The sequence below is a fragment of the Pseudomonas sp. LF020 genome (assembly GCF_053456425.1).
This window is the reverse complement of the sequence record NZ_JBRFIX010000005.1, coordinates 19749-33953: the sequence shown is the minus strand read 5'-3', so window position 1 is coordinate 33953 and position 14205 is coordinate 19749. Positions and strand designations below refer to the sequence as shown.

The following is a 14205-nucleotide window of genomic DNA, read 5'->3' as shown; positions in this document are numbered from 1 at the left end:
CGAAACTCTAACTGGAGGTCTCTATGTTCGATAAAAACAATAAGCTGCGACATAGCATTTCATTGGCAGCCCTGCTGGCACTCAGCGGTTTGAGCGCATCTGCCTGGGCCGATGCCTACGAAGATGCGGCGAAAAAATGGATCGGCAGCGAGTTCAAGCCGTCGACCCTGACGGCGGATCAGCAGCTCGAAGAATTGAAGTGGTTCATCAAGGCCGCCGAGCCGTTTCGCGGCATGGAAATCAAAGTGGTTTCCGAGACCCTGACCACCCACGAATACGAGTCCAAGGTGCTGGCCAAGGCCTTCACCGAGATCACCGGGATCAAGCTCACCCACGACCTGCTGCAAGAAGGCGACGTGGTGGAAAAAATGCAGACGGTGATGCAGTCGGACAAGAACATCTACGACGGCTGGGTCAACGACTCGGACCTGATCGGTACGCACTTTCGCTACGGCAAGACTGAATCGATCACCGACCTGATGGCCAATGAAGGCAAGAACTTCACCTCGCCGACCCTCGACATCAAGGACTTTATCGGCATCTCGTTCACCACCGCGCCGGACGGCAAGATCTATCAACTGCCCGACCAGCAGTTCGCCAACCTGTACTGGTTCCGCGCCGACTGGTTCGAACGCGCCGATCTGAAAGCCAAATTCAAGGAAAAGTACGGCTACGAATTGGGCGTGCCGGTGAACTGGTCGGCCTATGAAGACATCGCCAAATTCTTCAGCGAAGACGTCAAGGAAATCGACGGCAAGCGCGTCTACGGGCACATGGATTACGGCAAGAAAGACCCGTCGCTGGGTTGGCGTTTCACCGATGCTTGGTTCTCCATGGCCGGGGGCGGCGACAAGGGTTTGCCTAACGGCTTGCCGGTGGACGAGTGGGGGATTCGCGTCGAGGACTGCCATCCGGTCGGTTCCAGCGTGACCCGCGGCGGCGACACCAACGGCCCGGCGGCGGTGTTCGCCACGCAGAAATACGTCGACTGGCTCAAGGCCTACGCGCCACCGGAAGCGGCGGGCATGACCTTCTCCGAGTCGGGGCCGGTGCCGTCGCAGGGCAACATCGCTCAGCAGATCTTCTGGTACACCGCGTTCACCGCCGACATGACCAAACCCGGTCTGCCGGTGGTCAACGCCGACGGTACGCCGAAATGGCGCATGGCGCCGTCGCCGCGCGGGCCGTATTGGGAGGAGGGCATGAAGCTCGGGTATCAGGACGTGGGTTCGTGGACGTTCATGAAATCCACGCCTGAGAAACAGAAGCTCGCGGCGTGGCTGTACGCGCAATTCGTCACCTCGAAAACCGTATCGCTGAAGAAAACCATCGTCGGCCTGACGCCGATTCGCGAGTCGGACATCAACTCGCAGGCGATGACCGATCTGGCGCCAAAACTCGGTGGCCTGGTCGAGTTCTACCGCAGCCCGGCCCGCGTGCAATGGACCCCGACCGGCACCAACGTGCCGGACTATCCGCGCCTGGCGCAGCTGTGGTGGAGTCACATCGCCGAAGCGGCCAGCGGCGAGAAGACTCCGCAACAGGCGCTGGACGGCCTGGCCAAGGATCAGGACGCGATCATGACCCGCCTCGAACGCTCCAAGGCCCAAGCGGTATGCGCCCCGAAAATGAACCCGGAACGCGACGCGCAATACTGGTTTGATCAACCGGGCGCACCGAAACCGAAACTGGCCAACGAGAAGCCGAAGGGCGAGACCGTGAGCTACAACGAGCTGCTGAAATCGTGGGCGGATGCGCGTAAGTAAGTCTGAACCGTGAAAAACGAACGGCACCGCAAGGTGCCGTTTTTTTTGTTGCCCGATCCACCGCTTTCGCGAGCAAGCTCGCTCCCACAGGGTTCTGTGTTGCTCACACAATCTGGGTACACCACAAACTCTTGTGGGAGCTGGCTTGCCAGCGATAGCGGTGTGTCAAATAACAAGGATGTGACTGACCTGCCGCCATCGCTTGCAGGCAAGCTCCCACAGGTTTTGTATTGCCATCAAAATTCGGGTTCACCGCGATTCACTGTAGGAGTGAGCCTGCTCGCGATAGCGGAGTGTCAGACAACAAAAATGTGACTGAGCCGCCGTCATCGCTGGCAAGCCAGCTCCCACAGGTTTTGTATTGCCATCAAAATTCGGGTTCACCGCGATTCACTGTGGGCGCTTGCCTGCAAGCGATGGGGCCATGGGTGTCACCGCAGGAAAACCGAGGCGGAATACGGTCATGACACCTGGCAAGCTCTTCACCTCCGCTACCCCCTGATGCAGGCTCATGATCGAGCGCACGATCGCCAGCCCCAGCCCGGTGCTGCCCTGCGAGCGCGAACGGGCGCTGTCGACGCGGTAGAAGCGGTCGAACAGGTGCGGCAGGTGTTGCGCCTCGATGCCGGCGCCGGGATTGCTCACCAGCAGTGACGCCTGCGTCGCGCCTTGCTCGATCAGCAAGGTGATGGTTTTGCCGTTCGGGCAGTGGCGCAGCGCGTTGGACAGCAGATTGGAAATCGCCCGCTGAATCATCAGCCGATCACCCAACACCGATGCGCTGCCAACAACGTTCAAGTGAATCTGCTTGTCCTGCGCCGACAACGAAAACATCTCCGCCACTTTCGCCGCTTCAACCTCCAGCGCCACCGATTCAAACGGCGCCAGTGCCGACGGATGACTGACCTGCGCGAGAAACAGCATGTCGGAAACAATCCGCGCCACGCGCTCCAGCTCCTCGGTACACGACACCAGCACGTCCTGGTATTCCCCACTCGTGCGCTCGCGAGACAGCGTCACCTGGGCCTTGCCCATCAGGTTGTTGATCGGCGTGCGCAGCTCATGCGCGAGATCATCGGAGAACTGCGACAACTGCTGCACCCCGGCATCCAGCCGATGCAGCATGAAGTTGATGCCCTGCGCCAGTTCGCTCAACTCCTGCGGCATGTTCACCACCGACAGCCGATGCTCCAGATCCTGGGTCGAGACCATCGCCGCCACTTTGCGAAACTCGCGCAGCGGCGCCAGTCCGCGCTGCACCGCGCCCCACGCTGTCAGACCAATGAATACCAGCAGCAACGGCAGGGCGATCAGCGTCGAACGCAGATAGGCGCTGAGCAAGGCTTGATCATGCGCGTTGTCCATCGACAGCAGCACCGGCACGCTGCTGCCGTCCTTGAGCCGAATCAATTTCGACGCGGTAAGGAACTTCGCGCCCTCGTCATCGCTGCTGTCGCTATAGGCCAACTGCTCGGTAGTGCCTCGCACCGCACGCAATTCGGCGCGCGGATCCTTCAGCCCTGAGCCGGATTTGAGCAGCGGCGAACGCAGGTTCGAACGGTCGTAAATCGTCAGCGTCAGGTTGTCATGGCCCATGACCTGATCGAGCAGAATGTGCGGCTTGCCACTGACTTCGTTGGCGTCGACGTACAGCGACAGGCTGTGTTCCACCTGCGCCATCTTCTTTTCCAGGCTGTCGCGCGACAGCGCATTCAGCTCATGGGTCAGGGCGAAATAGGCGAGGATCGCCAGAAACACCACCAACAGCGCGCCGAGAATACTTACCGTCAAACCGAGGCGCATCGACAGGCTGGCGGGCTTCATTCCCGGGCCTCCAGCACGTAGCCGACACCGCGCAGGGTGTGGATCAGCTTGTTGTCGAACGGATCATCGATCTTCGCCCGCAAACGGCGGATCGACACTTCGACCACGTTGGTGTCGCAGTCGAAATTCATGTCCCATACCAGCGAGATGATCTGCGTACGGGTCAGCACCTCGCCGGACTGGCGCATCAGCAAGTGCAGCAGGGCGAATTCCTTGGTGGTCAGGTCGATGCGCTGCTCGCCACGAAACGCCCGATGCCGGCCCGGATCAAGCTCCAGATCAGCGACTTTCAACACCTGCGGCACTGGAATGTTTTCGCTGCGGCGCATCAAGGTGCGGACCCGCGCCAGCAATTCGGGAAACTCGAACGGTTTGACCAGATAGTCGTCCGCGCCCAGATCCAGACCGCGAATCTTGTCCGCCAGCCGCCCGCGCGCAGTGAGCATCATCACCCGCGTCGAATGGGTGCGGCGCAGTTGTTCCAGCACGCCCCAGCCGTCCAGCTCCGGCAAATTCACGTCGAGAATGATCAGGTCATAGGCCTGCTGTTGCGCCAGATGCAATCCATCGGCACCGGTGGCGGCGTGGTCAACGATATAACCACTTTCGGTCAAACCCTGATGCAAGTATTCGGCAGCTTTAAGCTCGTCCTCGACGACAAGGATTCGCATGATCTATCACCACTTTTATTTAATGGATATTTAATTAAGGCAACCCCTCACCCTAACCCTCTCCCCGAGGGAGAGGGGACTGAATGCGGGATATTTCAGAGCTACGCCAACGTGAAAAAACTTTACTGAATCCATAATCGACTTGATGTAACAGGTCGATAAATAACGCGAGACACTTCGGTCGGCTCCCTCTCCCCCCGGGAGAGGGCTGGGGTGAGGGGATGTCCGTGACGATAAAGGTTGTAGCGGCTACAGGGTCAACAACCCGATGCTTTAAACCGGGGCTGTGCGACAGTCCGCCGCAGCGCGGAACACAGGATTCTCGTAAGTTTGATTCCGACAAGTGCTGTTCAGCAGATAACTACCGTGTTTTTGTTTCGATGTATTTCGAAAACTCCATTTGCACTTCGCATCCTAGAACAAAACAACTTTGCTGAACCGTGGATAACGGATTTGTAATGTTCCAGTCACCTTGTCGATAAGTTCAAAACCCTAACGTGGCGGCATCGAAAAATCCTGAATTAAAGGAAGTCCCCCATTGCCCGGTGTAATTGAACTGACGGCGCGATCACGCCTGAACAAAACCGCCAGCGGCCTCTTGTTGCTGGCGTGCAGCAGCCTTGCCAGCGCATCGACCCTGACCCTGGATCAGGCGCTGCAAAGTGCCTTCGCCGGCAACCCCGATCTCGCCGCCGCGCAATGGGAAATCGGCATTGCCGAGGGCGATCGTCAGCAGGCCGGGCTGATCCCCAATCCCGCGGTGTCGTGGGAAGCCGAAGACACCCGACGCGACTCGCGCACCACCACGCTCATGCTCAGCCAGCCGATTGAACTGGGCGGCAAACGCGGCGCGCGCATCGATGTCGCCAGCCGCGCGCAGGACGCCGCCAGCATCGAGCTGGAGCGCAAGCGCAACGCCTTGCGCGCCGATGTGGTTCAAGCGTTCAACAGCGCGCAAACCGCGCAGCAACGCTTGCAGCTGGCGCGCCAGTCGCTGCAACTGGCCGAGCACGGTGTGCGCGTTGCTCAGGGGCGGATCGAGGCCGGTAAATCGTCGCCGGTCGAAGGCACGCGAGCACAGGTGCAGCTCTCCGAAGTGCGCCTGGAGGTGAGTCGCGCCGAGCGCGATCAGGCCAACGCCTATCAGCAACTGGCGCAAGTCATGGGCGCGCCGTTACCGACCTCGACCAACGTCCAAGCCGCCACGCCAAACCTCGCCACGCTGCCGCCGCCCGGCCGTTTGCTCGAGCGTCTGAACCAGACTGCCGAGCTGCGTCTGGCGAAGCTGCAGATCGATCAGCGCGAAGCATCGCTGGGCCTGGAAAAGTCCCAGCGCATTCCCGACCTGACCGTGAGCATCGGCAGCCAGTACAGCGAAACCGAGCGCGAGCGGGTCAACGTGGTCGGGCTGTCGATGCCGATTCCGTTGTTCAACCGCAATCAGGGCAACGTGCTCGCCGCTGCACGGCGCACCGATCAGGCGCGGGATCTGCGCAACGCCACCGAGCTGCGTTTGCGCACCGAAGTCCAGACCAGCCTCGAGCAATGGCAGACCGCCAACGGCGAAGTCAACGCGTTCAACCAAACCATCCTGCCGGCTGCGCAAAGTGCGGTGGACAGCGCCACCCGTGGTTTCGAAATGGGCAAGTTCGGCTTCCTCGACGTGCTCGACGCTCAGCGCACCCTGATCGCCGCGCGCAGCCAATACATCCAGGCCGTCAGCGAGGCGACCGACGCCCGCGTGCGCCTCGAACGGATCTTCGGCGACCTCAGCGTCGGCCCTTGAATTTCACTTTCAGACAACTGCGCGATGGCACGGCGCAGAGGAGTTTCCATGGATAAAAAATTGCTGGTGGTCGCGGTGGCGACCTTGGCGCTGGGGATTGGCATCGGTTCGATGTGGCCGGCCAATTCAAATCTCGACGCGCATGCCGATGAGGCTTCCGAACATGCCGATCACGCCGAGGAGGGCGCTGGCGCCGAAGGCGAACATGCCGAAGAAGGCCACATCGAATTGAACGCCGAGCAGATCGCGGCAGCGGGCATTCAACTGGCCGAGGCGCGGGCGCAGAGCATCAGTCTGGGCCTGTCGTTCCCCGGCGAAGTACGCTTCGACGAGGACCGCACGGCGCACGTCGTACCGCGTGTGCCGGGGGTGGTCGAGTCGGTGGCGGTCAACCTCGGGCAAGCGGTGAAGAAGGGCCAGTTGCTGGCGGTGATCGCCAGTCAGCAGATTTCCGATCAGCGCAGCGAACAGGCCGCCGCACAACGGCGCTTGGCGTTGGCGCGCACCACCTACGAGCGCGAGAAAAAACTCTGGCAGGACAAGATCTCCGCCGAGCAGGATTTCCTCCAGGCCAAGCAAGCGTTGGAAGAGGCGGAAATCGCCATGAACAACGCCCGGCAGAAAATCAGCGTACTCAGCGGCAGCGTGGTCGCCACCGGCGGCAATCGCTACGAACTGCGCGCGCCATTCGACGGCGTGGTGGTGGAAAAACACCTGACGCCGGGCGAGGTGGTCGATGAGACCACCGCCGCGTTCACCCTTTCGGACTTGTCCCGCGTGTGGGTCACGTTCGGCGTTTCACCCAAGGATCTGACCAAGGTGCAGGTGGGCAAACCTGTGACTGTCAGCGCGCCTGAGTTAAAGGCCGAAGTGACCGGCAGCGTGGCGTACGTCGGCAGCCTGCTCGGCGAACAGACCCGCACCGCGACCGTACGCGTGACCCTGGAAAACCCGCAGGGCTCGTGGCGCCCGGGGCTGTTCGTCACCGCGCGGGTCGCCACTGAGAGCCGCCTGGCCAAAGTCGCCGTGCCGGAAACCGCGATCCAGACCGTCGAGGACAAACCCACGGTGTTCGTGCGTACCGAAGACGGCTTCAAGGCGCAGGCGGTGGAGCTGGGCAGCCGTGCCGCCGGCCACGTGGAAGTCATCCAAGGGCTGGAACCGGGCGTGCAAGTCGCCAGCGCCGGCAGCTTCGTCCTCAAGTCGGAGCTGGGCAAAGCCTCAGCCGAGCACAGTCATTAATTCTGGAAGGTCCCCATGTTCGAACGCCTGATCCAGTTTGCCATCGAGCAGCGCATCATCGTGCTGCTCGCCGTTCTGCTCATGGCCGGCCTCGGCATCGCCAGTTACCAGAAACTGCCGATCGACGCCTTGCCCGACATCACCAATGTCCAGGTGCAGATCAACACCGGCGCCGCCGGGTTCTCGCCGCTGGAAACCGAGCAGCGCATCACCTTCCCGATTGAAACCGCGATGGCCGGCTTGCCGGCGCTGGAGCAGACCCGTTCGCTGTCGCGCTCCGGGCTGTCGCAGGTCACGGTGATCTTCAAGGACGGCACCGACCTGTTCTTCGCCCGCCAACTGGTCAACGAGCGTCTGCAGATCGCCAAAGAGCAATTGCCCGAAGGCGCGGAAGCGGTGATGGGGCCGATCTCCACCGGCCTCGGCGAGATTTTTTTGTGGACGGTCGAGGCGCAGGACGGTGCGTTGAAGGACGACGGTACAGCCTATACGCCGACCGATCTGCGGGTGATTCAGGACTGGATCATCAAGCCGCAATTGCGCAACGTACCGGGGGTGGCGGAGATCAATACCATCGGCGGGTTTGCCAAGGAATATCAGATCGCGCCCGATCCGAAACGCCTTGCCGCGTACAAGCTCACCCTCACCGATCTGGTTACCGCGCTGGAGCGCAACAACGCCAACGTCGGCGCCGGCTACATCGAGCGTAGCGGTGAGCAGTTGCTGATTCGCGCACCGGGGCAAGTGGCGAGCACTGAAGACATCGCCAACATCGTCATGGCCAATGTCGACGGCACGCCGATCCGGGTGAAGAACGTCGCCAGCGTGGAAATCGGCCGCGAATTGCGCAGCGGCGCGGCCACCGAAAACGGTCGCGAAGTGGTGCTCGGCACGGTGTTCATGCTGATTGGCGAGAACAGCCGCACCGTTTCACAGGCAGTCGCCAGCAAGCTCGAACAGATCAACAAATCCCTGCCGCCAGGCGTGATCGCCGTGCCGGTGTATGACCGCACGCACCTGGTCGACAAAGCCATCGCCACGGTGAAAAAGAACCTCGTCGAAGGCGCGATTCTGGTGATCGCGATTCTGTTTCTGTTCCTCGGCAACATTCGCGCCGCGCTGATCACGGCGATGGTGATTCCGCTGTCGATGCTGTTCACCTTCACCGGCATGTTCAGCAACAAGGTCAGCGCCAACCTGATGAGCCTCGGCGCGCTGGACTTCGGCATCATCGTCGACGGCGCGGTGGTGATCGTCGAGAACACCCTGCGCCGCCTCGCTCACGCGCAGCAGCATCACGGCCGCTTGCTGAGCCGTGCCGAGCGTTTCAAGGAAGTCTTCGCCGCGGCGAAAGAGGCGCGGCGACCGCTGATTTTCGGCCAGTTGATCATCATGGTGGTGTACCTGCCGATCTTCGCGTTGAACGGTGTTGAAGGGAAAATGTTCCACCCGATGGCGTTCACTGTGGTCATCGCTTTGCTCGGTGCGATGCTGCTGTCGGTGACCTTCGTCCCGGCGGCGATTGCGCTGTTCGTCACCGGCAAGGTCAAGGAAGAAGAGGGCGCGGTGATGCGCGGTGCGCGTCGGGTGTATGCACCGGCGCTGGCGTGGGTCATGGCCCATCGCACGGTTGCGGTAGGCGCGGCGCTGGCTGTGATCCTATTCAGTGGCGTGCTCACCAGCCGCATGGGCAGCGAGTTTGTGCCGAGCCTCAGTGAGGGTGATTTTGCTCTGCAAGCACTGCGTGTGCCGGGTACCAGCCTGACGCAATCGGTGGACATGCAGCAGCGTCTGGAGACCCTGATACTCAACAAAGTGCCGGAAGTCGAGCGGGTGTTCGCTCGCACCGGCACGGCGGAAATCGCCTCCGATCCGATGCCGCCGAACATCTCCGACAGCTACGTGATGCTTAAGCCGAAGGAACAGTGGCCCGACCCGAAAAAGTCCCGCGAAACCCTGATGGCCGAGCTGCAACAAGCCGCCGCGACGCTGCCGGGCAGCAACTATGAACTGTCGCAGCCGATCCAGTTGCGCTTCAACGAACTGATCTCCGGTGTGCGCAGTGACGTCGCGGTCAAGGTGTTTGGCGACGACATGGACGTGCTCAACGCCACGGCGGCGAAGATCGCGGCGGCGATGCAGAAGGTCAACGGCGCCTCTGAAGTGAAGGTCGAGCAGACCACCGGGTTGCCGGTGCTGACTATCAACATTGATCGCGACAAGGCGGCGCGTTATGGCCTTAATGTCGGCGATGTGCAGGACACCATCGCCGTCGCAGTGGGCGGGCGTCAGGCCGGCACCTTGTACGAGGGCGATCGGCGTTTCGACATGGTGGTGCGTTTATCCGACGCGATGCGCAAGGACATCGACGGTTTGTCGGCGTTGCTGATTCCGGTGCCGGCGCTGAGCGGTGCGGCGAATCAGATCGGTTTTATCGCGCTGAAGGACGTCGCCAGCCTCGACCTGGTGCTGGGGCCGAACCAGGTCAGCCGCGAAAACGGCAAGCGTCTGGTGATCGTCAGCGCCAACGTGCGCGGGCGGGATATCGGCTCGTTCGTCAGCGAGGCGGGTGCGCTGATCGAGCGCGAGGTGCAGGTGCCGGCCGGTTACTGGACCAGTTGGGGCGGGCAGTTCGAGCAACTGCAATCGGCGGCCAAGCGCTTGCAGATCGTGGTGCCGGTGGCGTTGCTGCTGGTGTTCGGCTTGTTGTTCATGATGTTCAACAATCTGAAGGACGGGCTGCTGGTGTTTACCGGGATTCCGTTTGCGTTGACCGGTGGGGTGATGGCGCTGTGGCTGCGAGATATTCCGTTGTCGATTTCGGCGGGCGTGGGGTTTATCGCGTTGTCCGGGGTGGCGGTGCTCAACGGGTTGGTGATGATTGCGTTTATTCGCAATCTGCGCGAGGAGGGACGGTCACTGGCGGAGGCGATCAACGTCGGTGCACTGACCCGCTTGCGACCGGTGTTGATGACCGCGCTGGTGGCGTCGCTGGGGTTTATTCCGATGGCGCTGGCGACGGGCACCGGCGCCGAAGTGCAGCGGCCGCTGGCGACGGTGGTGATTGGCGGGATTCTGTCCTCGACGATTCTTACATTGCTGATCTTGCCGGCGCTGTACCAGATCGCCCATCGCCGGGATGAGGACACTGCACCTAGCCGATAGAACAACCCCAAACCCTGTGGCGAGGGAGCTTGCTCCCGCTGGACTGCGCAGCAGGCCGCGCTTTTTCAAAGGAAGAGCGAGGGCCGCTACGCGCCCCAGCGGGAGCAAGCTCCCTCGCCACAAGGTATTTCTCGGGCCTGACATGACGTTGCTGATCTTGCCGGCGCTGTACCAGATCGCCCATCGCCGGGATGAGGTCGTCACACCTATCCAATAGAACAACCCCAAACCCTGTGGCGAGGGAGCTTGCTCCCGCTGGACTGCGCAGCAGGCCGCGCTTTTTCAAAGGAAGAGCGAGGGCCGCTGCGCGCCCCAGCGGGAGCAAGCTCCCTCGCCACAAGGTATTTCTCAGGCCTGACATGTTCTGTGTGGCTGCCGTACTTGCCACATTACGAATCTGTAATCCCCTCGCCACCGTCACGAAAGGTGCGCCTTGTTACCTTGATCCCGTCAGTTACTTAAACGAGGAATCAACCATGAAATTCGCCCGACTGAGTGCCTTTGCAACTGCTCTGATGCTGTCGTCCCTGGCCATGGCCGAAGGCGGTGGTGACCGCACGTTCGACCGGATGATGAGCGCCAATGATCGCGCCGTGGAGCTGTTCGTGGCCAAGGAAAAAGCCGCTGCCAACCCGGTGGTGGTCAATGAAAAGAAAGCGCAGAAAACCCAGGATCTTTAACGCTGCGTGAACCTGAAACAAGCCCGTCATCGCGCATCGGTGCCGGGCTTTTTTGAGCCTGGACGGGAAGGAGGTGGAGATGAAAATGCTTAAGTCGATGGTGTTCGCTGGCGTCATGGCGCTGTCTGTGAATGCACTGGCCGAGGGCGGCGGTGATCGCACCTTCGAGCGTGCGTTCAGTGCCAACGCCAAAGCCATGGAGCAATACGCGGCTGAACGCGGCAAAGCGGCGCCGGTGGTGACCGAATACGAATACGGAATGAAGCTGGATGTGGTGAAAATCGTCAGCGTGGTGAAGCCGCAGCCAGCGTGCTCGGTGGTGCCTACGGCCATGACTTACGAAGATTCGCGTGGGCAGCTCAATACCCTCAAGTACAGCGTGGCGGGTGTGTGCCGCAATAGCGGTGGCTGACCAGCGCCTGATGCCTGCAGGCGCTGTCGCAGGAGTGGTGCATCAGCTAGCGGATTACTGCGCACCAAACATCGCCGTCCAGTAGATCCCGGCGCTGCTCTTCGGATCGGTCGCGTAGGCGGCGCCAAGTTCCTTGTATTGCGGGTTCATCAGGTTGGCGCAGTGGCCGGGACTGGCGAGCCAGCCGTCGACGACCTTGCGCACAGTGTCTTGCCCGGCGGCGATGTTTTCGCCGACCAGTTGCCCGCTGTAGCCGGCCAGTTCGGCACGGTCACCGGGTGTGCGGCCGTCGCGGTCCTTGTGATCGAAGTAGTTGTTGTTGGCCATGTCGCGGCTGTGATCCTGGGAAATCGTGCCCAGGCTCACGTTCCACGCCAGTGGCCCGGCAGCGGCAAAGGCCTGGCTGCCGCACTGGCGCGGCTGGGCGCGGGCGGCGTTGAGTTGTTCGAGCAACTTCTGGCCTTCGCTCTGCGCATCGCCGAGCTTCGCCGAGAGCAACGGTCGCGCCAGCACAATGCGCCAGTCACGATCGGCGCGGCTGACACCGACATCGACGAACTGCGGATCCAGCACCACCTGACAGAAACTTTCCTGAATCGCCTTCATCGCCGACGCCGCATCCCGTGGGCCGTTAAGGGTGATCGCCTGCACGTTGACCATCGGGTAGCTGGCGCTGGCCATGGCCTGTTGCAGATCGACCGCACCGCTGGCCGGCAGTCTCAGCCGTGGGTCAGCCGACAGCGGTGGCAATTCACTGGACGCCTGGCTGCCGCAACGCTGCGGTTGGCTACGGTAGGCGTTGATCGACTCGATCAGTTGCGACTCGTCGGTAGCCATGGCCGAGGCGGCCACGGCCAACCCCACGGACAGTGCGGCAAGACGCAAAACGGATGGCATGAAGCGCATGGAAATCTCCCTTGAGCTGAGTGCGTTCATGATGCGCGAAAGGCCCCCGGTCAGTGCAATGTCTTTTTCTTCATCGAGCGGCTTTTTCTGCGGAACGTTGCGCCGGTATTTGCCGTCTACACTCTCCGAAGGCCCCGGGAACCGGGCGTCTCCCCGACGAAACACCTTGCCCGGAACGGGCGCTGCCGGAAGAACTGACATGGGATTGAAATGGTTGGCTGGCTGTTTCGCATTAACCCTGATGGCCGGCGTTGTGAGCGCCACCGAACAGGCGCCGATCAAGGCCAAGGCCGAAGAGAAAGCGCAGGTGCTGGAAGAAAAAGCCGCCGACAAAGTCAGCGCGGCGCCGGCGCCCAAATCCGAAGCGATTACCCCCACTGAAGTGCAAGCGGTTGACCCCGCCGGCACCGCGCCGCTGGACGATCCGATCACCTGCCTGGCGCGCAGTATCTACTGGGAAGCCAAGGGCCGCGACACGCTGGAAATGGAGGCGGTGGCCAACGTGGTGATGAACCGCCTCGGCCATGACGGCTTCCCCGACACCGTGTGTGCAGTGGTCAAGCAAGGTTCGGAAACCAAGAGCTGCCAGTTCTCCTGGTGGTGCGATGGCAAGGCCGATCAGGTCAAGGAAGATGCCGAATACACCTTGGCCAAGGACATCGCCGGCAAGGCCCTCAACCGCCAGTTGCCGGATCGCACCCATGGCGCACTGTATTTTCATGATCGCAAGGTGCATCCGAGCTGGGCCAGGGAGTACAAAAAGACCGCCGCGGTCGGCAAATTCCTGTTCTATAAACCGGCCGGCGGCGATGCGCGCTAGAGGCAGACTTCGCGCACACAATTGCGCAGCCAGCGGTGCGCCGGGTCGGCGTCCATCCGTGGGTGCCAGAGCATCGACACACTGATCGGCGGCATCCGGAAGGGCAGGGCGAAGCTGTGCAGACCCATGCGCAGCTTGCTGGTGTGACGCTCCGGGACCGTGGCGATCAGGTCCGATTCGCGCACCAGCGTCAACGCCGCCGAAAAGCCGCCGAATGAAGTGACGATATCTCGCGTCATCCCCGTGGCGAGCAACGCTTCGTCGACCGGGCCACTGCTGCGCCCGCGCCGTGAGATGAGAATGTGCTGGCCGCCGGCAAAACGTTTGCTGCTGATCTTGCCCGAGCTCAACGGATGCCCTTCGCGCACCACACCGATCCAGTGATCCTCAAACAGAATGCGGCTGTGCAGCGTCGGGTCGGTGCTGTCGTCGACCACGCCGGTCTCCAGATCGACCCGGCCTTCGCGCAGCGGCGTGCTGTCCTTGTCGGCTTTCTGCACAAAGCGCAGGCGCACGCCGGGGGCTTCTTCAGCGATGCGCGCGAGCAGCGCGGCGGCGAAGGTTTCGACAAAACCGTCGGTGTTGCGCAGGGTGAAGGTGCGCTGCAACTGGCCGGGATCGAGCACTTCGGCGGGGCGCAACAGCGCTTCGGCTTCCTGCACCAGAGCGCTGACCCGTTCGCGCAATTCCAGCGCTCGCGGGGTCGGCACCAGACCGCGGCCGGCGCGTACCAGCAACGGATCGCCGGTGGTTTCGCGCAGACGGGCCAGGGCGCGGCTCATCGCTGACGGGCTCAGCCGCAGAATGTGCGCGGCGCGGGCGACGCTGCCTTCGCGCAACAACACGTCGAGGGTGATCAACAGGTTCAGATCCGGTGTGCTCATGACATGGCGTTCCATGCAGGTATCAAGTGCAAAGCATGCGTCTTGCGCC

At 61.8% G+C, this 14205-nt stretch carries 11 protein-coding genes; 7 read left to right on the top strand and 4 right to left on the bottom strand.

Annotated features, from left to right (window positions below; all coding sequences use genetic code 11):
* Window positions 1-23 precede the first annotated feature (23 nt).
* A complete protein-coding gene (locus ACU680_RS13400; RefSeq protein WP_247842031.1) occupies window positions 24-1766 on the top strand; it encodes an ABC transporter substrate-binding protein in 1743 nt (580 codons plus the stop codon).
* A 390-nt stretch (window positions 1767-2156) separates the two neighbouring features.
* Here the strand turns inward: ACU680_RS13400 and ACU680_RS13395 are convergent, their stop codons facing one another.
* Window positions 2157-3590, bottom strand: coding sequence for a heavy metal sensor histidine kinase (locus ACU680_RS13395; RefSeq protein WP_448179677.1), 1434 nt, complete (start codon window positions 3588-3590; stop codon window positions 2157-2159).
* A complete protein-coding gene (locus ACU680_RS13390; protein ID WP_003223767.1) occupies window positions 3587-4261 on the bottom strand; it encodes a heavy metal response regulator transcription factor in 675 nt (224 codons plus the stop codon). The genes ACU680_RS13395 and ACU680_RS13390 overlap by 4 nt, the downstream gene beginning before the upstream one ends.
* Window positions 4262-4799: 538 nt before the next feature.
* On the opposite strand from ACU680_RS13390, the gene ACU680_RS13385 reads away from it, so the two are divergent.
* The 5 genes from ACU680_RS13385 to ACU680_RS13365 all read left to right on the top strand — a co-directional run bounded on the left by ACU680_RS13385 (window position 4800) and on the right by ACU680_RS13365 (window position 11546).
* Window positions 4800-6047 (top strand): TolC family protein, encoded by a 1248-nt coding sequence (locus ACU680_RS13385; protein ID WP_448179676.1) that lies wholly within the window; start codon window positions 4800-4802, stop codon window positions 6045-6047.
* Window positions 6048-6095: 48 nt separating this feature from the next.
* On the top strand, window positions 6096-7289 hold the full coding sequence (locus ACU680_RS13380) for an efflux RND transporter periplasmic adaptor subunit (protein ID WP_448179675.1): 1194 nt from the start codon (window positions 6096-6098) through the stop codon (window positions 7287-7289).
* A gap of 15 nt (window positions 7290-7304) precedes the next feature.
* Complete coding sequence (locus tag ACU680_RS13375) at window positions 7305-10454, top strand: CusA/CzcA family heavy metal efflux RND transporter (protein WP_448179674.1); 3150 nt, start codon at window positions 7305-7307, stop codon at window positions 10452-10454.
* Between the two features lie 476 nt (window positions 10455-10930).
* Window positions 10931-11134 carry a co-regulatory protein PtrA N-terminal domain-containing protein gene (locus ACU680_RS13370; protein WP_367084133.1) on the top strand — a complete coding sequence of 68 codons (204 nt, stop codon included), beginning with the start codon at window positions 10931-10933 and terminating at the stop codon, window positions 11132-11134.
* Between the two features lie 79 nt (window positions 11135-11213).
* Complete coding sequence (locus ACU680_RS13365; protein WP_123586824.1) at window positions 11214-11546, top strand: DUF2790 domain-containing protein; 333 nt, start codon at window positions 11214-11216, stop codon at window positions 11544-11546.
* Between the two features lie 54 nt (window positions 11547-11600).
* Here ACU680_RS13365 and ACU680_RS13360 read toward each other — a convergent pair whose 3' ends face one another.
* Entirely contained in the window at window positions 11601-12452 is an 852-nt protein-coding gene (locus tag ACU680_RS13360; RefSeq protein WP_448179673.1) for a CAP domain-containing protein, read from the bottom strand.
* Window positions 12453-12651: 199 nt separating this feature from the next.
* Here ACU680_RS13360 and ACU680_RS13355 point away from each other — a divergent pair, with 199 nt between their 5' ends.
* Window positions 12652-13272, top strand: a complete 621-nt coding sequence (locus ACU680_RS13355) for a cell wall hydrolase (RefSeq protein WP_448179672.1) — start codon at window positions 12652-12654, stop codon at window positions 13270-13272.
* Here the strand turns inward: ACU680_RS13355 and ACU680_RS13350 are convergent.
* On the bottom strand, window positions 13269-14156 hold the full coding sequence (locus ACU680_RS13350; RefSeq protein ID WP_448179671.1) for a LysR family transcriptional regulator: 888 nt from the start codon (window positions 14154-14156) through the stop codon (window positions 13269-13271). The genes ACU680_RS13355 and ACU680_RS13350 overlap by 4 nt on opposite strands.
* Window positions 14157-14205: the final 49 nt, after the last annotated feature.

Coding starts and splice junctions, on each gene's coding strand:
- ACU680_RS13400 (WP_247842031.1), top strand. CDS start 24: ATGTTCGATAAAAACAATAAGCTGCGACATAGCATTTCATTGGCAGCC.
- ACU680_RS13395 (WP_448179677.1), bottom strand. CDS start 3,590: ATGAAGCCCGCCAGCCTGTCGATGCGCCTCGGTTTGACGGTAAGTATT.
- ACU680_RS13390 (WP_003223767.1), bottom strand. CDS start 4,261: ATGCGAATCCTTGTCGTCGAGGACGAGCTTAAAGCTGCCGAATACTTG.
- ACU680_RS13380 (WP_448179675.1), top strand. CDS start 6,096: ATGGATAAAAAATTGCTGGTGGTCGCGGTGGCGACCTTGGCGCTGGGG.
- ACU680_RS13375 (WP_448179674.1), top strand. CDS start 7,305: ATGTTCGAACGCCTGATCCAGTTTGCCATCGAGCAGCGCATCATCGTG.
- ACU680_RS13370 (WP_367084133.1), top strand. CDS start 10,931: ATGAAATTCGCCCGACTGAGTGCCTTTGCAACTGCTCTGATGCTGTCG.
- ACU680_RS13365 (WP_123586824.1), top strand. CDS start 11,214: ATGAAAATGCTTAAGTCGATGGTGTTCGCTGGCGTCATGGCGCTGTCT.
- ACU680_RS13360 (WP_448179673.1), bottom strand. CDS start 12,452: ATGCGCTTCATGCCATCCGTTTTGCGTCTTGCCGCACTGTCCGTGGGG.
- ACU680_RS13355 (WP_448179672.1), top strand. CDS start 12,652: ATGGGATTGAAATGGTTGGCTGGCTGTTTCGCATTAACCCTGATGGCC.
- ACU680_RS13350 (WP_448179671.1), bottom strand. CDS start 14,156: ATGAGCACACCGGATCTGAACCTGTTGATCACCCTCGACGTGTTGTTG.